This window comes from Roseivivax sediminis, from assembly GCF_900112685.1.
GTDB classification, from domain to species: Bacteria; Pseudomonadota; Alphaproteobacteria; order Rhodobacterales; family Rhodobacteraceae; genus Roseivivax; species Roseivivax sediminis.
On sequence record NZ_FOMS01000001.1, the window covers coordinates 104,754 to 122,981 of the forward strand.

Here is an 18,228-nt window from a genome sequence, read left to right on the forward strand (position 1 = left end):
GCGCGGCGGACCGAAGGGGGAGGAGACGCGCCGGTGAAGGCACTTTTTGCGCATGGTGCGCGCGATCTGCGGCTCGGCGAGACCGACATCGCGCGGCCCGGCCCAGGCGAAGTGCGCGTGCGGCTCGCCCGTGGCGGCATCTGCGGGTCGGACCTGCACTACTACACCCATGGCGGCTTCGGCGCGGTGCGGCTGCGCGAGCCGATGATCCTCGGGCACGAGGTGTCGGGCCACGTGGAGGAGACCGGACCGGGCGTGAGCGGCCTTGCCCCCGGCGACCTCGTGGCGATCTCACCCTCGCGCCCCTGCCGCGCCTGCACCGAATGTCTGCGGGGATTGCCGAACCAGTGCCTCGACATGCGCTTCTACGGCTCGGCGATGCCTTTCCCGCATGTCCAGGGCGCCTTCCGGGAAGAGATGGTCGCGGACGCCGCGCAATGTGTCCCGGCCGGCGGGCTCAGTCCCGCCGAGGCGGCGATGGCCGAACCCCTGTCGGTGGCGCTCCATGCGGTGCGCCGCGCCGGCCCGGTGCTCGGGATGCGTGCGGTGGTGACAGGCTGCGGGCCGATCGGCGTGCTGGCGATCCTGGCGCTGCGCCGCGCCGGCGCGGGCGAGATCGTGGCCACCGATATCGCCGGGCCCGCGCTGGACTTCGCCCGCGCGGCCGGCGCCGACCACGCCCTCGACACGCGGGCGGACCCCGAGGCGCTGGCGCCCTGGAGCGAAGGCAAGGGCAGCTTCGACGTGATGATCGAGTGTTCCGGGGCGGAAGCGGCCCTGCGCGCGGGCGTCGCCGCGCTGCGCCCGCGCGGACGCGTTGTGCAGCTCGGGCTCTCGGGCGACATGGCACTGCCGATGATGCAGATCACCGCCAAGGAGTTGGAGATCGCCGGCGCCTTCCGCTTCCACGCGGAGTTTTCCGTGGCGGTGACGCTCATGCAGAAGGGCCTGATCGACGTGCGCCCGCTGCTGACCCACAGCTTCCGGCTTGACGATTACGAAGAGGCCTTCGCCACGGCCCTGGACCGGTCGCGCGCGATGAAGGTGCAGCTGGAGTTCCAGTCGTGCTGACCTTCGCCGCGGCGGTGTTCTTCCTGATCATCACGCCCGGACCGGGCGTTCTGTCGACGGCCGGCGTCGGCGCGGGCTACGGCTTCCGGCCCGGACTGGCCTACGTCGCCGGGCTGTTCATCGGGACCAACATCGTCGCGGCGGGGGTCATCACCGGCATCGCCGCAATCGTCCTGTCGGTGCCGTGGCTGCGTGCGCTGCTGATGGCCGCCTCGATCGGCTATCTGTGCTACCTCGCCGCGCGCATCGCCTTCGCCGGCGCCCGCGTCGCCTTCATCGAGGCGAAGGCCCCGCCGGGCCTCCCTGCCGGAATCCTGCTGCAGGCGATCAACCCCAAGGCCTACGCGGTCAACACCACGCTGTTCGCCGGCTTTCCCTACGCGCCGCAGAACCTGGCGTTCGAGACCGCCTCCAAGCTCCTGATCGTGAACGCGATCTGGATCCCGATCCACCTCGCCTGGCTCTGGGCCGGCGCGTCGCTCCACCGGCTCGATCCGGGGGATGCGGCGCAGCGGCGGATCAACTATGCCATGGCGGCCTCGATGCTGGCGGTCGTGGCGCTTGCCATCCTTTCGGGCGCGCGCACCGCCGCGTGACACCGCGCCCGCCCCATGTTTCGCTTTTCGCAAGGAGCCGAAAATGAGCATATCCTACACCGGCATCTGGCCCGTCGCGCCGACCCCGTTCCACGAGGACGGCAGCCTCGACGAGGGCGGCATGAAGCGGGTGCTGGACCTGATGATCGACCAGGGGGTCGACGGGATCTGCATCCTCGCCAACTTCTCCGAACAATTCCTGATCACCGACGACGAACGGCGCACGCTCACGCGGCTCTGCCTCGAACACGTCGCGGGCCGCGTGCCGGTGATCGTCACGATCAGCCACTATGCCACGCCGATCGTCGTCGCCCGCGCGCAGGAGGCCAAGGACCTCGGCGCCGCCATCGTGATGATGATGCCGCCCTATCATGGCGCCCTGATGAAGGGCACGGCCGAGCAGACCTTCGAACAGTTCCGGCAGGTGGGCGAGGTCGGCATCCCGATCATGCTGCAGGACGCGCCGCTGTCGGGCGTCGATCTGCCGGTGCCGCTGCTGGTCAGGATGGCGCGCGAGATCGAGATGCTCAAGCTCTTCAAGATCGAATGCCCGCAGGCCGCCGCGAAGCTGCGCGCGCTGATCGCCGCGGGCGGCGAGGCCATCGAGGGGCCGTTCGACGGCGAGGAGGCGATCACGCTTCTGGCGGATCTCGACGCCGGCTGCACCGGCACCATGACCTCGGCCATGATCCCCGACCTGATCGGCCCGGTCGTGAAGGATTTCCTTGCCGGCAACCGGCAGGCTGCGTTCGACGGCTATGCCCGCGTGCTGCCGGCGGTGAACCACGAGAACCGGCAATGCGGCTTCCGCTCCGCCAAGGCGGCGATGGTGGAAGGCGGCGTCATCGGCTCGGCCTTCTGCCGCCACCCGATCGCGCCCCTGCACCCGGACACGCACGGGATGCTGATGGAGCTGCTGCGCCCGCTCGACCCGCTCGTCTTGCGCTGGGGGAAATGATGGACCTCGGCGGACTTCAGACGATCCTCGGCGACCGCCTCGTGACGAGCGAGGCGGACCGCACCCAGCACGGCCGGAACGAGACGTACTATCCCACCACCCCGCCCGACGCGGTGGCCTATCCCGAGACCACCGAAGAGGTCTCAGCCATCCTCGCCCATTGTCACGCGCAGGGCATCCCGGTGACCGCCTGCGGCGCGGCAAGCTCCCTCGAAGGGCAGCACCTCGCGATCCGCGGGGGGATCAGCCTCGACATGTCGCGCATGGCGCGGGTGCTGAGCGTCAACGCCGAGGATCTGACCTGCGAGGTGCAGCCCGGCCTCACCCGCAAGCGCCTGAACGAGGAGCTGCGGGACACCGGCCTCTTCTTCCCGGTCGATCCCGGCGCCGACGCCTCCATCGGCGGGATGGCGGCGACGCGGGCTTCGGGCACCACGGCCGTGCGTTACGGCACGATGCGCGACAACGTGCTCGCGCTCGAGGCGGTGATGGCGGACGGCACGGTGATCCGCACCGGATCGCGCGCGCGCAAGTCCTCCACCGGCTATGACCTGACGCACCTGCTGATCGGCTCCGAGGGCACGCTGGGAATCATCACCGCGCTCACCCTGCGCCTGTCGGGCATCCCGGAGGCGGTCACCGCCGCCACCTGCCGCTTTCCCTCCGTCGCCGCGGCAGTGGATTGCGTCATCCTGACGATCCAGTCGGGCCTGCCGGTCGCGCGGATCGAGCTTCTGGACGAGGTCATGGTGCGCGGCTTCAACCTGTATTCCGAGGCCGGCCTGCCGGAGCTGCCGCATCTCTTCCTCGAATTCCACGGCACCCCCGCCGGCGTCGCCGAACAGGCCGAGACCTTCGCCGCGCTCGCCGCCGATTTCGGCGCGGAGGGTATCGCCACCGCTACCAAGGCAGAGGATCGCACGAAGCTCTGGACGATGCGGCACGACGCGCATTACGCCTCGGCCGCGCTCGGTCCCGGCAAACGGATCTGCGCGACGGATGTATGCGTGCCGATCTCGCGGCTTGCGGGCGCCGTCGTCTGGGCGCAGGAGGAATGCGTGCGGCTGGACCTGACCTCGACCATCGTCGGCCATGTCGGCGACGGCAACTTCCATTGCGGGATCTGCGTCGATCCCGATGACATGGGCGAAATGGCGCGGGTGGAGGACTTCACCCACCGGCTTGCCGAGAAGGCGCTGGCGCTCGGCGGCACAGTGTCGGGCGAGCACGGCATCGGCATCGGCAAGCAGGGCTTCATGGACGCCGAACACGGGCCCGCGGTGGCCTACATGCGCGCGGTCAAGACGGCGTTCGACCCGCGCGGCATCCTCAATCCGGGTAAACTTCTGCCGGAGGCACAATGACCCAATCCTTCCTCGCCGTCGGCGAATGCATGGTCGAGATGGCCCAGACCGAGGGCGGACTCTACCGCCGCGGCTTTGCCGGCGACACGTTCAACACCGCCTGGTACGCACGTCGCCTGCTGCCGGGCGACTGGTCCGTCGCCTATGGCAGCGCAATCGGCACCGACGCGATCTCCGACGAGATGGCGGCCTTCTTCGAGGCCGAGGGCCTCGATATCTCCGCGCTGGCGCGGATCGAGGGGCGCTCGCCCGGGCTCTACATGATCTCGCTCGACCGGGGGGAGCGCAGCTTTTCCTACTGGCGCTCGCACTCGGCCGCGCGGCTTCTGGCGGACGACGCGGAGCGGCTTCAGGGCATGCTGGAGGACCGCGACGTCGTCCATTTCTCGGGCATCACGCTGGCGATCCTCGCGCCCGAGGCGCGCATCCGTCTGTGCAACGCGCTGCGCGAGGCGCGGGCGCGCGGGGCGCGGGTGTGCTTCGACACCAACCTGCGCCCGCGCCTGTGGGAAGGCGCCGAAGCTATGCGCCAAGGCATCCTGATGGGCGCGGCGGCCGCCGACATCGTGCTGCCCAGCTTTGACGAGGATTCGGAGCTCTTCGGAGACGCCGCCGCCGACGACACCATAACGCGCTACAGCGGCCAGGGCGCGCAGGAGGTCGTTGTCAAGGACGGCGCCGGGGCGCTGACGATCTGGACGGAGGAGGGCGGTAAGACGGTGCTCAGCCCCGAGCCGGTGGAACCGGTGGATACCACCGCCGCGGGAGACAGCTTCGCCGCCGGCTGGCTCGCCGCACGCGCGATGGGCGAAGGCCCCGAGGAGGCCGGGCGCCGGGCGATGGCGCTGGCGGCCAAGGTCATCGGCGCGCACGGCGCGCTGGTGCCCCAGATCTTCGAAGGAGGCGAGGCATGAACGTAGTGATCATCGGCGGCGGCGGCGTCGTCGGCCAAAAGCTTGCCCGTGCGCTTGTCGCGCGGGGCCACCTACTCGGGCGGGACATCGCCAAGATCACCCTAGCCGACATCGCCGCGCCTGCCCTGCCCGAGAGCGGCGTGCCGGTGGAGGCCGTCACCTGCGACATCTCCGATCGGGCCTCCGTCGCCGCCTGCCTCGGCCCGGAGGTGGACGTGATCTACCACCTCGCCGCCATCGTGTCGGCCCACGCCGAGGAAGACGTGGACGCCGGCTACCGCATCAACCTTGCGGGCACGATGAACGTGTTGGAGCGGGCCCGCGCGCTCGGCACGCGGCCCGTGGTGGTGTTCTCGTCCTCGATCGCGGTCTATGGCGGCGAGGTTCCGGACCCGATCACCGACCATTCGGCGCTGAACCCGCAGACGTCCTACGGCGCGCAGAAGGCGATGGGCGAGCTTCTGGTGACGGATTATTCGCGCAAGGGCTTCATCGACGGACGCGCCTTCCGGCTGCCGACAATCTCCGTCCGACCGGGCAAGCCCAACCGGGCGGCGTCGTCCTTCATGTCCTCGATCCTGCGCGAGCCGCTGAACGGGCAGGAGGCGGTATGTCCGGTCGATGACGATTTCCGGCACTACTACCTCAGCCCCCGGCTTTGCGTGGAGAACCTGATCCGCGGTGCGGAGATCGAGGAGGCGGCGCTGGGACAGAACCGCGCGATGCAGATGCCGGGGCGCACCTGGACGATCCGCGAGGTCGTCGATGCCATGACCGCCGTCGCCGGCCCCGAGCCGGCGAAGCTGATCCGCTGGGAAAAACAGCCGGAGATCCGCCGGATCGTCACCGGCTGGCGCTACGACATCCAGGCGCGCAAGGCTCTGTCGCTCGGTCTGAAGGCCGACGAGAGCTTCAAGGACAACGTCCGGTATTACCTCGAGGACGACAAGCCCGGCAGATAGGGCGAAAGCCCTATCCGTCCGAGCCCGGAAAAGATGGCCCGAACAGTACCGAAGGTGCCGGGCCAGCGCCGGCCCGTCCTGCGCTAGCGGATGCCGCCTCAGTTCACCGGCGTCAGCAGCGCATTCCCGGTCAGAAACGCGGAGATGTTGTCGCGCTGAAGCTGCGCCATCGCCCCTCGCGTCGCCACCGATCCCGACCCCTGGTGCGGCTGGATAACCACCGACGGGATCTTGTAGAAGCGCGGGTCGATATCGGGCTCGCCCCGGAACACGTCGAGCCCCGCGCCCCCCAGCGCGCCGCTTTCCAGCGCATCGAGCAGCGCGCCCTCATCCACCGTCGTTCCGCGCGAGATGTTGACGAGCACGCCTTCCGGGCCCAGCGCCTCGATCACCTCCTTCGACACGTAATTCTCCGTCTCAGCCCCTCCGACCAGCGCGATGAAGAGCGAATCGACCGCGCCCGCCAGCGACACCGGATCGGCGTGGTAGGTCCAGCCGGGCGTGTCCTTCTCGCTGCGCGAATGGTAGTGAATCTCCATCTTGAAGGCCGAAAGGCGGTCCGCGATCTCGCGCCCGATGCGGCCGAGCCCGAGGATGCCGGCCGTGCCGCCGCTTGCCTTGGTGTTCAGACGGTATTCGCCCTTTTCCTTCCAGTTGCCCTCGCGCGCCCAGCGGCTGGCCTGTTCCATCTCGCGCCGCTGCATCAGCCACATCGCGACGGCAAGGTCGGCAACGTCGTCGTTCAGCACGTCCGGCGTGTTGGTCACGCGGATTCCGCGCTCCGTCGCCGCGTCCACGTCGATCGCGTCGTAGCCGACCCCGTAATTGGCGATGACGCCGAGGTTCGGCAGCAGGTCCATCATCTCGCCGTCGAAGGGCAGATGGCCCTTGTAGGCCACCGCACGCACGAGATCGCGCTCGCCTGCGTCGACGCGCGCCAGTTCGGAGATCTTGTCGAGATGCAGCGGGTCGAACGCGGCCGTGAGGTCCTCCCGCTCGTGGGGCTTGTAGTTGCCGATGGCCGCGGTGTCGGTCATGTGGGGTCCTTTCCGGAAAATGGTATACCAAACGATGCCGGTGCGCCGCGCGGGTGTCAACGCAAGGCGCGCATCCAGCCGAGCGTGGCCTCGGTCGGGCCACCCGGCCGGTACTCCGCCCCGACCGGCCGCGTCCAGCCGAGCCGGGCCAAAAGCGCGAAGACATGGGCATAGTCGAGTTCGCCGGTATCGGGCGGCCCCCGGTCCGGCGCCCCGGCGATCTGGATATGTCCGATCCGGGGCAAGAGCGCCTCCAGCCGGCGCGACACGTCTCCTTCGGTCCGCTGGACGTGGTAGCAATCGAACATCAGCCCGAGATTGGGCCGGTCGATCGCGTCCATGACCTCCGTCGCCTGCGCGGTGGTGCCCAGGAAATAGCCCGGCGCGTCGAAGCGGTTGAGCGGCTCGATCAGGATCATCACGCCCTGCCCCGCCGCACGGTCGCAGGCATGGGCGATATTGGCCACGAATGCGTCCCGCGCCGCCGCGCCCGAGGCCGTGCCGGCCATGACGTGCACCGCGCCCGCGCCGATCCGCGCGGCGTAGTCCAGCGCTTCGCCTATGTCCGCGCGCGCCTCCGCCTCACGGCCCGGCAGCGCGGCGAGCCCCGACTCCCCCGGTGCCCCCCGCCGCGTGTTGAGACCGAGCATCGGCAGGCCGGTTTCCTCCAGCGCGGCGCGCACCTGCGCGGCGTCAACATCGTAGGGCCAGTGGCATTCGACCGCGTCGAACCCCGCGGCGGCCGCGGCCCGGATCGCGTCGGGCAGCGTCAGCTCCGTCCAGAGAAACCCAAGGTTGGCAGAGAGCTTCACCGGCAGATCACTTCGCGCCGCGTCCGGCATGTCGTCCTCCCGCCTCCGCCTTCGTCCCGCGAGCGGTAGCCAGTGCCGCGCGGCGGGGTCAAGCGCGATTGCCCGGCCTTTGCCACGCGGCTAAGAGGGGCGGGCAAGACACGAGGCGCCCATGCAGACGATCCTGATCCTGAACGGTCCGAACCTGAACCTTCTCGGCAAGCGCCAGCCGGAGATCTACGGCAGTGAGACGCTCGCCGACGTGGAGGCGCGGTGCCGTGCCATCTGCCCCGCCGGCATCGACATCGAAGTGCAGCAGTCGAACCACGAGGGCCAGATCATCGATTGGATCCACGCGGCCCGCGAGAGTGCGGCCGGGATCGTCATCAACCCCGCCGCCTTCACCCACACCTCCGTGGCGATCCTCGACGCGCTCAACACATTCGAGGGTCCGGTGATCGAGGTGCACATCTCCAACGTGCACAAGCGCGAGAGCTTCCGGCACCATTCCTACGTGTCGCTGCGGGCGGACGGCGTGATCGCGGGGCTCGGCATCGAGGGATACGTCGCCGCCACGCGCCGGATTTGCACCCTGCTCGCGAGCGGATGACGCCAACCCGCGTGCCTGCCCGCACCGGACCGCTTCGCACCTCTTTAGACGGAGCTGCTACCGTAGCACCGCTCTGGCCCCCTCTGCCCAGCCGGCCTCCGCGCGCATCGCTTCGGGTCCGCCGTCGCGGGCGGTCCAGAGGGCCTGCCGACCGTCCTCCACCTGCGCCGCATTGAGGTGGAAGGCGCCTCCGGTGTCGGTCAGCGGCGACATCCCACGGAACGAAAGCCGGTCGGGCGCCCGCCCCGCCAGGTCGCCGGCGAACATCAGCAGCAGCGCGGCCTGCATCGGGCCGTGCACCACCAGCCCGTCATAGCCTTCGCTCCGCACCGCGTGATCGCGATCATAATGGATGCGATGCCCGTTGAAGGTCATCGCCGAGTAGCGGAACAGCAGGGTGCTCGACGGCTCCACGCGTCGGCGATGCTTTCCGGGCGGCGCAGCGGCGGGCGCCGCGCCGCCCGCTCCGCCGGCGGCGCGGTAGACAAGATCCTGCCGCTCGGTGACGCGCGTCTGCCCCGCGACGGTGATCTCATGCGCCACGGTCACGAACCAGAGCGTGCCGGAACGTCCCTCCTTCCGTGCGATATCGGCGATGCGCGACGTCCGGCACACCCTGTCGCCGACGCGCAGATCGCCGTGGAACGTCACCTCGCCGCCGGCCCACATGCGGCGCGGCAGCGGCACCGGCGGCAGGAAGGTTCCGAGCGCCGGGTGCCCGTCTTCGCCCAGCGCGGACATCGGCGCCACGGGCTGGGCCAGGCACCAGTGGATCAGGCGCGGCGCGGCGGCGCCGGGCGCCGGCGGATCGCCGGGACGCTCGAAGGTCATGTGATACCGGGTCGCGAGGCGGTGCGAGAGCACCTCCTCGGCGCTGTCCTTGCGGCCGATCCACTCCGCAAGGTCATCCGCGTCGGTCATGCCGTCCTCCTCCTCCGAAGCTCGATGCTGCCTCACCCATCTCGCCCGCTCCCGTGCTGGCCGAGCCCCGGGACCGGCCCGAGCCCCCGCGGTGCGCCGTCGAAGACCGCTGCGGGCGCCGGATAGCGCACCGGCCCGCACGCGGTGTCCACCGTCACGCGGCGCAAGTGCGGATGCGCCGCGAGCCCGGCCATGTCGTTCACTCGGGCAAAGGCGATCCCGGCGGCGTCGAGGATCGCCTCGGCCTCCTGAACCGTGTGGCTGGCGAAGCCCTCGGCGACGGCGGCGTCGGTCTCTGCCCGGTGCCGGACCCGGGCGACATTGGTGGCAAAGCGCGCATCCTCCGCCATCTCGGGCCGGGCAAGGAGATGTCCGCAGAGGACACGCCATTCACGGTCGCTCTGGATCGAGATCAGGATCTGGCCTCCGCAGGTACAATCGAAGACGCCATAGGGCGCGATCGAGGGATGGGCGAGTCCCATGCGCTGCGGCGTGTACCCCGCCTCGTGGTTCAAGAGCGGCACGGTCAGCCAGTCGGCCATCACGTCGAACATGGAGATGCGGATATCCGCGCCCTCTCCGGTCACGCCGCGGCGGATCAGTGCCTCGAGGATCGCGGCATGCGCCGTCGCGCCGGTGGCAATATCGACGACGGAGACGCCCACTCGCGCCGGCCCGTCCGGCCCGCCAGTGATCGAGGCAAGGCCGCTTTCGGCCTGGATCAGCAGGTCATACGCCTTTCGCTGCGCCATCGGCCCATCCTCGCCGTAGCCGCTGATCGAGCAAAGGACCAGCCGCGGATACTCGGTCCGCAGCCGGTCAGGGCCCAGGCCCATCCGCTCGAGCGCCCCGGGCTTGAGGTTCTGCACCAGCACGTCCGCGCCCGCGATCAGCTCTTCCAGCCGCGCGCGGCCCGCATCGGTCGCCAGATCCACGACGACGCTTTCCTTGCCGCGATTGAGCCAGACGAAATAGCTCGCCTCGCCGTTCGCCGCGTCGTCGTAGCCGCGCGCGAAATCGCCCTCGGGCCGCTCGACCTTGACCACCCGCGCGCCGGCATCGGCCAGCCGCGACGTGGCGAAGGGCGCGGCGACGGCCTGTTCGACCGCGACCACCGTAAGCCCCTCGAGCGCCTGCATCAGAACGACCTCGGCAGGCCGAGCACGTGTTCGGCGACGTAGGACAGGATCAAGTTCGTGGAGATCGGCGCCACCTGGTACAATCTCGTTTCGCGAAATTTGCGCTCCACGTCGTATTCGTGCGCGAAACCGTAGCCGCCATGGACCTGAAGACAGGCATTCGCCGCCTCCCACGACGCTTTCGCGGCGAGGTACTTGGCCATGTTCGCCTCTGCCCCGCATGCGGCGCCCGCATCGAACTTGCGGCAGGCTTCGAAACGCATGAGGCTGGCGGCCTCCACCTCAACATGCGCCTCCGCGATCGGGAACTGCACGCCCTGGTTCTGCCCGATGGGCCGGCCGAAAACCTCCCTGTCGCGCGCATAACCGGTGGCCTTCTCCACGAACCACCGGCCGTCGCCGATGCACTCCGCGGCGATCAGAACCCGTTCGGCGTTAAGACCGGTCAGGATGTACCTGAAGCCCTTGCCCTCTTCACCGATCAGGTTGTCCGCCGGGATCTCAAGGTTCTCGAAGAACAGCTCGTTGGTCTCGTGGCCGACCATGTTCCGGATCGGACGCACTTCCATGCCCGCCTGCATCGCCTCGGCGATGTCGACAAGGAAGATCGACAGACCTTCGGATTTCTTGCGCACCTCGGCCAGCGGAGTGGTGCGGGCCAGAAGGATCATCAGGTCGGAATGCTGGACCCGGCTGATCCAGACCTTCTGGCCGTTGATGACGTAGCGGTCGCCGCGCCGTTCGGCAGTGGTCTTGATCTTCGTGGTGTCCGTGCCGGTGGTCGGTTCCGTCACGCCCATGGATTGCAGGCGCAGCTCGCCGCTGGCGATCCTCGGCAGGTAGGTCCGGCGCTGCTCTTCCGAGCCGTGCCGGACGAGCGTGTTCATGTTGTACATCTGCCCGTGACAGGCGCCGGAATTGCCGCCCGAACGGTTGATCTCCTCCATGATTACCGACGCCTCGGTCAGGCCGAGCCCCGCCCCACCGTATTCTTCGGGGATCAGTGCGGCGAGCCAGCCGTTGCGCGTCAGCGCATCGACGAAGTCCTCGGGATAGGCGCCCTCGGCATCGATCCGGCGGTGATACTCGGCCGGGAACTCGGCGCAGAGCGCGCGGAGCGCGTCGCGGATCTCCGCGTGGTCTTCGGCGGTGTCGTACATGGATGTCCTCCCTCTCGGCGCTCAGACATAGTCCGGAGCGGGGGCAAGGTTCAAACCGCTGGCGCCGCCGCGCGCAACGAAAAAGGCCCCCGCACCGGGCGGGGGCCTTCCTTCCGCGATGACGCCTGGTTCAGCGCGGTTCGGAGCGCAGGCCCTGCAGCGTCGAGTAGCACAGCACCAGCAGGATCAGCGTGAAGAAGATCCCCGTGGTGTTCACCATCGCCTGCAACGCCGTCAGACCGCCGCCGATCAGCAGCACAATGGCCACGATGCCTTCGGTCGTCGCCCAGAACACGCGCTGCGCGGTGGGCGCCTCGGTCTTGCCACCGGCGGTGATCGTGTCGATCACCAGGCTGCCGGAATCCGACGAGGTGATGAAGAACACCAGAACCAGGATGATCCCCAGCGAAGAGGTGATCATCGACAGCGGCATGTCCCCGAACATCGCGAACATGGCCAGCGAGTCGTTATAGTTCTCGATCACGTTCTGATAGACGCCGCTCTCGGTGCCCTGTTCGATCACGTGGGTGATCGCGGTGCCGCCGAAGGTGGCCATCCAGAAGATCGACACCAGGGTCGGGATCAGCATCACGCAGGTGATGAACTCGCGCACCGTGCGGCCACGGCTGACGCGCGCGATGAACATGCCAACGAACGGCGACCAGGAGATCCACCAGGCCCAGTAGAACGAGGTCCAGCTTTCGCGGAAGCTGGCGTCGTCACGCCCGATCGGGTTCGACAGCGGCACGATGTCGACGACGTAGGTCGACAGACCGGACCAGAAATCGCGCAGGATCTGCATCGTCGGCCCGGCAAAGAACACGAACAGCAGCAACACAGCCGCGAAGCCCATGTTGATGTTCGACAGAAGCTTCACGCCGCCGTCGATACCGCGCACGACCGAGATCAGCGCCACACAGGTCACACCCGCGATCACGATGATCTGGGTGTTCAGCCCCTCGGGCACGCCGAAGACGTAGTGCATCCCCGAACTGGCCTGCTGCGCCCCGAGGCCGAGCGACGTGGTCAGACCGAACAGCGTCGCGAAGACGGCGATGATGTCGATGACATGGCCGGTCCAGCCCCAGACGCGATCCCCGAAGATCGGATAGAACGCCGACCGGATCGAGAGCGGCAGCTGCTTGTTGTAGGTAAAGAGCGCCAGCGCCAGCGCCACGACCGCGTAGATCGCCCAGGGGTGCAGACCCCAGTGGAAGATCGTCGCGGCCAGTCCGTGCGCGCGCGCCTCGGCGACGAGATCGGGGTTGACGGACCCGTCGTCGTTGAGCGGCCCCTCGAGCCCGAGCGGTCCCGACACCTGCATGTGGTAGACCGGCTCCAGCACGCCAAAGAACATCAGGCCGATGCCCATGCCCGCCGCGAAGAGCATCGCGAACCACGAGGCGTATCCGAAATCCGGCACCGCGTCCGTACCGCCGAGCCGCACCGCGCCCCATGGACTGACGATGAGGAACAGGCAGAAGATGACGAAAACGTTCGCCGCCGAGAGGAACAGCCAGTCGAACTTCGTGGTCACGAAGGTGAACAGCCAGTTGAAGACCGCGGACGCCTGATCCTGGAAGATCAGCGTGACGAGCACGAAGGCCAGCGTCGTCAGCGACGAGATCAGGAAAACGGGGTTATGAATGTCGAAGACGAGCGGCCCCAGCGTGGGCTGAAGGTTGTCCTGCCCGACCTCGTAATCCGTGTCGATCGTGTTGACCTCGCCGTCCGGTGACGGGATGTCGAGACCTTCGGACGATGTGTCCGTCATGGGCACGTCCCTCCTGAGGTTGGTTGTGTTTGAATATTTGCTCAGCGTTGTATCACGCCAGTATGGCACCACGTAGATCACCGCGCACCCACGGGCATCAAGATCTCGGCAATGAAATGCCGATTCCCGACGGTTCGGTCCGGAACATCATGTTTTAAATTACTAAAAAAATCCCCCGCCACGCACGGAACCGAATGCCGGATTGCGGCGTTCGCGCGCGAAGCGGCCGCAATTGCCCGCCGGGGCCTGCAGGCAAGGCTGCGCTGACGCTGCTGCATTGAATGCACGGCGACCGACGGAACCAACCGAGGCGAAGAGCGCATCTCGAGAAGGGCGCGCGATGGCTGTCCGGGCCTCGCATTCCCGCCCCAATTCGCACCCCGAAACCTCCCGGCGGCGTGGGGGCAAAGCCCCCACCCTTGCCGGCCGGCTCAGGCGGTCAGGTCGACGACGACCCGTCCCTGGACCTGCCCCTTCAGGATGTCGGCGCCGAGTTGCGGCAGGTCGGACAGGCGCGCGGGCCGCACCATGTCTTCCAGTTTCTCCATCGGCAGATCCCGGGCGATGCGCTGCCAGGCCTCCAGCCGGTTCTCGTAGGGCTGCATCACGCTGTCGATGCCCAGAAGATTGACGCCGCGCAGCAGGAACGGCACCACCTTCGCCGGCAGCTCCGCGCCGCCGGCCAGCCCCACTGCAGCGACCGAGGCGCCGTATTTCATCTGCCCCAGCACGCGGGCAAGCATGGGGCCGCCCACGGCATCGACGCAGCCCGACCAGGTTTCCGCCTCGAGCGGGCGCTTGGTGGTCTCGGCGAGGTCGGCGCGCGCGACGATCTGCGTGGCGCCGAGGCTGCGCAGGTAATCGGCGCTCTCCGGCCGCCCGGTCACCGCCGCGACCTCGTGACCGAGCCGGCCGAGGATCGCCGTGGCCACGGAGCCGACGCCGCCCGACGCCCCGGTCACCAGGACCGGCCCCTGGCCCGGCGCCAGCCCGTGCCGCTCCAGCGCCATCACGCCCAGCATCGCGGTGAATCCGGCGGTCCCGACCGCCATCGCCTGCCGCGTGTCGAGCCCCTCCGGCAGCGGCACCAGCCAGTCGGCGCGCACGCGCGCCTTCTCGGCATAGCCGCCCCAATGCGCCTCGCCGACGCGCCAGCCGGTCAGCACGACCTTGTCGCCGGGCTTGTACCGGTCGTCCGAAGAGCTCTCCACCGTGCCGGCGAAGTCGATCCCCGGCACGTGCGGATAGGAGCGGACCAGTCCCCCGCCCGGCCCGATGCAGAGCCCGTCCTTGTAATTGAGCGTGGAATACTCGACCGCGACCGTGACCTCGCCGTCCGGCAGGTCGCTTTCCTCGATCTCGCGGACGGCGGCGCTGGTCTTGCCGCTTTCCTCGTCCTTCTCGACCACCAATGCGCGGATCATCGTCCTGTCTCCTCTTCGCTGTCGCCCTTCGTCGTGACCTACCGCGCGGACTGCCGAAGGCAAATGCGCACTCAGGGGATTCCGGCGCCTTCCGGCATGAAGGCGAGGTCCGAGACCGGCGGGACAGCCCCGGCCTGCGACAGCATCGCATGAACCTGGCCCCGATGATGGGTCTGGTGATTGAACATGTGCACCACGCAGAGCGCGCGAGACTTCGTCTCCGTCCGGCCCGTCGCGGCGGAAGTCCAGCTCAGCGTGCCGCCAAGCTCCACGTTGCGCAGCCGCTCGGCCCAGTGGAGGATCGCCGCATCGCGCCGGAAGCGGGCGATTTCCCACGCGCCGGGCCCGTCCGTGAAGTCGGGGCTCTCCTCGAGGCCCACCCTTGGCGGCGCACCGCCGGTAAAACGCGCCATCCAGGCGGTATCTGCCCAGAGCACGTGGTTGAGCGTGCCAAGGATCGAGCCGAAGACCGCGCCGCGATCGCAGGTGAGGTCGGCCTCGGTCAACGTCTTGAGCGCGGCCTTGATCTGGCGGTTCTGCCAGGCGTTGTAACGCGCCATCTCTACGCAATAGCCAGTGTCGACCATCTCGCCGATGCTCCTTTTCGCTGCACGCGCACCGAATGTTTGGCCGATGCGGCGAACGACCGCAACACACAGGCTCTGGTCCTGACCCGGCCTCCGGCCTAGCTCCCCATGACCAAGGCCAGGGAGGCAGACATGGCGGTAGTCATCGACGTCGCGATCGCGGTTATGACCGTGGTGCTCGGCGCCGTGGGGCTCGTCGCCCCGCGCTACGCCGCAGGGGTGCTCGATCTCGTGCCGGGGGACACGACGATGGGCCTGTCGGAACTGCGCGCCTCGGCCGGCGGGCTTTTCGTGGCGCTGGGGTGCACGGCGCTGCTGACCGGCTCCGGCGCGGTCTATCTCGGGCTGGGGATCGCCTATGCCGGCGCCGCTGTCGGTCGGGCGGTTTCGCTGGGGCTCGACGGGCCGCCAATGCCCAAAGCGGCGATCTACTTCGCCATAGAAGCGGCCTTCGCGGCCTGGCTCGTCGCGACGCATCTGCGCAACCTCTGAGGGCACCGGAGCCCTCCGTGTTAACGATAGCCATGCAGCGCCGGTCCGGCGATGGGGTGACGCCAACGGCCTTTGTTCCGCGCGGAGCCATCGCTCAACACGACGCCAAGCGAGATTTCCCTGCGCTACCCTCTTTTCATGGGCGCGCCGGCCGACTACATTCGAAATGTTCCGTAAGGGACTATGGGCATAAACGCGCTCGTAATAAGCGGATCGGACCCGGGGGCGGTACCCGGCGGCTCCACCAAACATCCCGTCGTTGGGGGATCATGGGGCCGAAACAGGATCGACGAACGTGTAAAGGGGTGGCTTTGTCCCGGTGAGATACCACCGTTATCGGTTCACTAAGCATAATTGCCAACGACAATCGTGCTCCGGTTGCCCTCGCTGCGTAAGCAGTGCGGAAGACCGACTTCTGAAGTCCAGTTCCTCTAGCAAGGGCTGGCGGGGTTCGCAGGCACCTGGCAACAGAAGCCTGCATTTTCCCACACAGACCCTGACGTCCGTCACCGCATTCTGCGTTATCGCTCCGTGGGCGCGTCGCCGTCTCGACAGCGTTACAAGGGACGGCTAGCGATCGGCACATGACCGCGCCCTCCCTCTCCGACCTCGCTCGGGTCTTTCACCGCATCGGCTGGCTGTCCTTCGGCGGGCCGGCCGCGCAGATCGCCCTCATGCACCGCGAATGCGTCGAGGAACGACCGTGGCTGACCGAGCGGCAATACCTCAACGCGCTGAGCTTCTGCATGCTCCTGCCGGGGCCGGAGGCGATGCAGCTGGCGACCTATACCGGCTGGCGGCTGAACGGCATCGCCGGGGGGCTGATCGCCGGCGGGCTCTTCGTGCTGCCGGGGGCGCTGGTGATCGCCGCGCTGTCCCTCGCCTACGTGACCGTGGGCGCGGCGCAAGGGGTGGACGCGGTGCTGCTGGGGGTGAAGGCGACGGTCATCGTGATCGTGCTGCAGGCGCTGGTGCGACTCACGCGCAAGGGGCTGACCGGGGGCGCGATGGTGGCGCTCGCCGGGGCGGCCTTCGTGGCGATCTACGTCTTTTCCGTGCCCTTCCCGGTCATCGTCGCGGCAGCGGCGCTCTTCGGCTACCTCACCCGCCGATCCGAGCGCGACTCGCCGGCCGCTGAAGCCGCCCCGGCCCTGCCCTGGCGAACCATCGCGCTCTGGGCGGCGCTGTGGCTCCTGCCGCTGCCGATCCTGTGGGCGGCGAATGCGACGCTCTATTTCGACCTCGCCGCGTTCTTCGCCAAGCTGGCGGTGGTGACCTTCGGCGGCGCCTACGCGGTCCTTGCCTACATGTCCGACGTGGTGGTGGAGACCAACGGCTGGCTCACCGCCGGAGAGATGATCGACGCGCTCGGCCTGGCGGAGACGACGCCCGGGCCGCTGATCCTCGTGACGCAGTTCGTCGGCATGCTGACCGGGTTCGCCTCTGGCGGGATCGCCGCGGCCCTCTTCACCGGTGCGCTTACACTGTGGATGACCTTCGTGCCGTGCTTCCTGTGGATCTTCGCCTTCGCGGGGCACGTCGAATCGCTGCTGGCGCGGCCGCGGCTTCAGGGGGCGCTGTCGGCGGTGACGGCGGCGGTGGTCGGCGTCATCCTGAACCTGTCGATCTGGTTCGCGATCCACGTGCTGTTCGCCGAGGTAAGCGATGTCGGCGCGCTCGCGGTCCCCCTGCCCGTGCTCACGACGCTCGACTGGCGCGCGGTGGCGCTGACAGCGCTCGCGGCGGCGCTGATGCTCGGCCTGAAACGCGGCCCTCTGCCGACGCTCGCGGTCACGGCCGTTTGCGGCGGGCTTCTGGGTATGATCTGAGCGGACGAGGGCCCGGCGGCGCGGCACCGCCCGTTTTTCCGCCGGTCCCCTTTCATATCGCCGCAGATGCAATATGCTGGCGCCACGCAAGGGGAAGGACAACGCGTCATGTCGCACGGCATCGACTATGGCAATCTGATGCACCGCGCGATGCGCGGCCTGATCCAGGAGGTGTTGACCGACGTCGCCGCGCACGGGCTTCCGGGCGAGCATCACTTCTTCATCACCTTCGACACCGGCCACCCGGACGTGGAGATCGCCGACTGGCTGTCCGACCGCTATCCGGGCGAGATGACGGTGGTGATGCAGCACTGGTACGACAATCTCGACGTCACGGACGAAGGCTTCGCGGTGACGCTCAATTTCGGCGACGCGCCGGAGCGGCTCTACATCCCGTACGACTCGATCAAGACCTTCGTCGATCCGTCCGTGGAATTCGGCCTGCGCTTCGAGACGCAGGAGAGCGAGGACGACGAGGACGCAGAGACGATTCCCGAAGCCCCGCACGAGGAGGTCGAGGAAAAGCCGCAGAAGGACGCGGAGGTCGTCAGCCTCGACAGTTTCCGCAAGTGATCCCGGCCGCCTGAGGGCGCAGCCGC

18 protein-coding genes and 1 other RNA gene are annotated in these 18,228 nt (G+C 68.4%); 11 read left to right on the forward strand and 8 right to left on the reverse strand.

Annotation, left to right across the window (positions count from 1 at the left end; all coding sequences use genetic code 11):
- Positions 1 to 33 precede the first annotated feature (33 nt).
- Genes F3H57_RS00535 through denD form a run of 6 tightly spaced genes read left to right on the forward strand, consistent with a single transcriptional unit; the run spans position 34 to position 5,865 of the window.
- Positions 34 to 1,071, forward strand: coding sequence for an L-idonate 5-dehydrogenase (locus tag F3H57_RS00535; protein WP_149753923.1), 1,038 nt, complete (start codon positions 34 to 36; stop codon positions 1,069 to 1,071).
- Entirely contained in the window at positions 1,065 to 1,667 is a 603-nt protein-coding gene (locus tag F3H57_RS00540; RefSeq protein ID WP_149753924.1) for a LysE family translocator, read from the forward strand. Before F3H57_RS00535 ends, F3H57_RS00540 begins: the two co-directional genes overlap by 7 nt.
- Before the next feature lie 43 nt (positions 1,668 to 1,710).
- Positions 1,711 to 2,625: a dihydrodipicolinate synthase family protein gene (locus F3H57_RS00545; protein WP_149753925.1), complete on the forward strand. Its 915-nt coding sequence runs from the start codon at positions 1,711 to 1,713 to the stop codon at positions 2,623 to 2,625.
- Positions 2,622 to 3,989: an FAD-binding oxidoreductase gene (locus F3H57_RS00550; protein ID WP_149753926.1), complete on the forward strand. Its 1,368-nt coding sequence runs from the start codon at positions 2,622 to 2,624 to the stop codon at positions 3,987 to 3,989. The genes F3H57_RS00545 and F3H57_RS00550 overlap by 4 nt, the downstream gene beginning before the upstream one ends.
- Positions 3,986 to 4,903, forward strand: a complete 918-nt coding sequence (locus F3H57_RS00555; RefSeq protein ID WP_149753927.1) for a sugar kinase — start codon at positions 3,986 to 3,988, stop codon at positions 4,901 to 4,903. Before F3H57_RS00550 ends, F3H57_RS00555 begins: the two co-directional genes overlap by 4 nt.
- The gene (gene denD / locus F3H57_RS00560) at positions 4,900 to 5,865 is read left to right on the forward strand and encodes a D-erythronate dehydrogenase (protein WP_149753928.1); all 966 of its coding nucleotides are present in this window, start codon (positions 4,900 to 4,902) and stop codon (positions 5,863 to 5,865) included. The genes F3H57_RS00555 and denD overlap by 4 nt, the downstream gene beginning before the upstream one ends.
- 98 nt (positions 5,866 to 5,963) lie before the next feature.
- Here the strand turns inward: denD and F3H57_RS00565 are convergent, their stop codons facing one another.
- Positions 5,964 to 6,902, reverse strand: a complete 939-nt coding sequence (locus tag F3H57_RS00565; RefSeq protein ID WP_149753929.1) for a 2-hydroxyacid dehydrogenase — start codon at positions 6,900 to 6,902, stop codon at positions 5,964 to 5,966.
- 56 nt (positions 6,903 to 6,958) lie between these two features.
- Positions 6,959 to 7,744: a hydroxypyruvate isomerase family protein gene (locus F3H57_RS00570; RefSeq protein WP_223162885.1), complete on the reverse strand. Its 786-nt coding sequence runs from the start codon at positions 7,742 to 7,744 to the stop codon at positions 6,959 to 6,961.
- A gap of 121 nt (positions 7,745 to 7,865) precedes the next feature.
- On the opposite strand from F3H57_RS00570, the gene aroQ reads away from it, so the two are divergent.
- A complete protein-coding gene (gene aroQ, locus F3H57_RS00575) occupies positions 7,866 to 8,303 on the forward strand; it encodes a type II 3-dehydroquinate dehydratase (RefSeq protein ID WP_149753930.1) in 438 nt (145 codons plus the stop codon).
- Between the two features lie 57 nt (positions 8,304 to 8,360).
- On the opposite strand, the gene F3H57_RS00580 is transcribed toward aroQ, so the two are convergent.
- The 6 genes from F3H57_RS00580 to F3H57_RS00605 all read right to left on the reverse strand — a co-directional run bounded on the left by F3H57_RS00580 (position 8,361) and on the right by F3H57_RS00605 (position 15,308).
- Complete coding sequence (locus F3H57_RS00580; protein ID WP_149753931.1) at positions 8,361 to 9,224, reverse strand: FAS1-like dehydratase domain-containing protein; 864 nt, start codon at positions 9,222 to 9,224, stop codon at positions 8,361 to 8,363.
- A 32-nt stretch (positions 9,225 to 9,256) separates the two neighbouring features.
- Complete coding sequence (locus tag F3H57_RS00585; RefSeq protein WP_149753932.1) at positions 9,257 to 10,363, reverse strand: CaiB/BaiF CoA transferase family protein; 1,107 nt, start codon at positions 10,361 to 10,363, stop codon at positions 9,257 to 9,259.
- Positions 10,363 to 11,523: an acyl-CoA dehydrogenase family protein gene (locus F3H57_RS00590; RefSeq protein WP_149753933.1), complete on the reverse strand. Its 1,161-nt coding sequence runs from the start codon at positions 11,521 to 11,523 to the stop codon at positions 10,363 to 10,365. The genes F3H57_RS00585 and F3H57_RS00590 overlap by 1 nt, the downstream gene beginning before the upstream one ends.
- Before the next feature lie 130 nt (positions 11,524 to 11,653).
- Positions 11,654 to 13,297 (reverse strand): BCCT family transporter, encoded by a 1,644-nt coding sequence (locus F3H57_RS00595; protein WP_149753934.1) that lies wholly within the window; start codon positions 13,295 to 13,297, stop codon positions 11,654 to 11,656.
- A gap of 431 nt (positions 13,298 to 13,728) precedes the next feature.
- On the reverse strand, positions 13,729 to 14,721 hold the full coding sequence (acuI, locus tag F3H57_RS00600) for an acryloyl-CoA reductase (protein ID WP_149753935.1): 993 nt from the start codon (positions 14,719 to 14,721) through the stop codon (positions 13,729 to 13,731).
- A gap of 71 nt (positions 14,722 to 14,792) precedes the next feature.
- A complete protein-coding gene (locus F3H57_RS00605; RefSeq protein ID WP_149753936.1) occupies positions 14,793 to 15,308 on the reverse strand; it encodes a DinB family protein in 516 nt (171 codons plus the stop codon).
- A 132-nt stretch (positions 15,309 to 15,440) separates the two neighbouring features.
- Here F3H57_RS00605 and F3H57_RS00610 point away from each other — a divergent pair, with 132 nt between their 5' ends.
- From F3H57_RS00610 to F3H57_RS00625, 4 genes are all read left to right on the forward strand, one after another.
- The gene (locus F3H57_RS00610; RefSeq protein WP_149753937.1) at positions 15,441 to 15,800 is read left to right on the forward strand and encodes a DUF4345 family protein; all 360 of its coding nucleotides are present in this window, start codon (positions 15,441 to 15,443) and stop codon (positions 15,798 to 15,800) included.
- Positions 15,801 to 15,929: 129 nt separating this feature from the next.
- Positions 15,930 to 16,282, forward strand: a transfer-messenger RNA (tmRNA) gene (gene ssrA / locus F3H57_RS00615).
- 102 nt (positions 16,283 to 16,384) lie between these two features.
- The gene (gene chrA, locus F3H57_RS00620) at positions 16,385 to 17,629 is read left to right on the forward strand and encodes a chromate efflux transporter (protein ID WP_149753938.1); all 1,245 of its coding nucleotides are present in this window, start codon (positions 16,385 to 16,387) and stop codon (positions 17,627 to 17,629) included.
- Positions 17,630 to 17,737: 108 nt separating this feature from the next.
- Positions 17,738 to 18,202 carry an SspB family protein gene (locus tag F3H57_RS00625; protein ID WP_149753939.1) on the forward strand — a complete coding sequence of 155 codons (465 nt, stop codon included), beginning with the start codon at positions 17,738 to 17,740 and terminating at the stop codon, positions 18,200 to 18,202.
- Positions 18,203 to 18,228 lie beyond the last annotated feature (26 nt).

What these genes read in the sequence shown, in the direction of transcription:
- F3H57_RS00595 (WP_149753934.1), bottom strand. Translation starts at nt 13,297, where the DNA reads ATGACGGACACATCGTCCGAAGGTCTCGACATCCCGTCACCGGACGGC.
- acuI (WP_149753935.1), bottom strand. Translation starts at nt 14,721, where the DNA reads ATGATCCGCGCATTGGTGGTCGAGAAGGACGAGGAAAGCGGCAAGACC.
- F3H57_RS00580 (WP_149753931.1), bottom strand. Translation starts at nt 9,224, where the DNA reads ATGACCGACGCGGATGACCTTGCGGAGTGGATCGGCCGCAAGGACAGC.
- F3H57_RS00545 (WP_149753925.1), top strand. Translation starts at nt 1,711, where the DNA reads ATGAGCATATCCTACACCGGCATCTGGCCCGTCGCGCCGACCCCGTTC.
- F3H57_RS00570 (WP_223162885.1), bottom strand. Translation starts at nt 7,744, where the DNA reads ATGCCGGACGCGGCGCGAAGTGATCTGCCGGTGAAGCTCTCTGCCAAC.
- F3H57_RS00605 (WP_149753936.1), bottom strand. Translation starts at nt 15,308, where the DNA reads ATGGTCGACACTGGCTATTGCGTAGAGATGGCGCGTTACAACGCCTGG.
- F3H57_RS00565 (WP_149753929.1), bottom strand. Translation starts at nt 6,902, where the DNA reads ATGACCGACACCGCGGCCATCGGCAACTACAAGCCCCACGAGCGGGAG.
- F3H57_RS00610 (WP_149753937.1), top strand. Translation starts at nt 15,441, where the DNA reads ATGGCGGTAGTCATCGACGTCGCGATCGCGGTTATGACCGTGGTGCTC.
- denD (WP_149753928.1), top strand. Translation starts at nt 4,900, where the DNA reads ATGAACGTAGTGATCATCGGCGGCGGCGGCGTCGTCGGCCAAAAGCTT.
- F3H57_RS00625 (WP_149753939.1), top strand. Translation starts at nt 17,738, where the DNA reads ATGTCGCACGGCATCGACTATGGCAATCTGATGCACCGCGCGATGCGC.
- aroQ (WP_149753930.1), top strand. Translation starts at nt 7,866, where the DNA reads ATGCAGACGATCCTGATCCTGAACGGTCCGAACCTGAACCTTCTCGGC.
- F3H57_RS00590 (WP_149753933.1), bottom strand. Translation starts at nt 11,523, where the DNA reads ATGTACGACACCGCCGAAGACCACGCGGAGATCCGCGACGCGCTCCGC.
- chrA (WP_149753938.1), top strand. Translation starts at nt 16,385, where the DNA reads ATGACCGCGCCCTCCCTCTCCGACCTCGCTCGGGTCTTTCACCGCATC.
- F3H57_RS00585 (WP_149753932.1), bottom strand. Translation starts at nt 10,363, where the DNA reads ATGCAGGCGCTCGAGGGGCTTACGGTGGTCGCGGTCGAACAGGCCGTC.
- F3H57_RS00555 (WP_149753927.1), top strand. Translation starts at nt 3,986, where the DNA reads ATGACCCAATCCTTCCTCGCCGTCGGCGAATGCATGGTCGAGATGGCC.
- F3H57_RS00550 (WP_149753926.1), top strand. Translation starts at nt 2,622, where the DNA reads ATGATGGACCTCGGCGGACTTCAGACGATCCTCGGCGACCGCCTCGTG.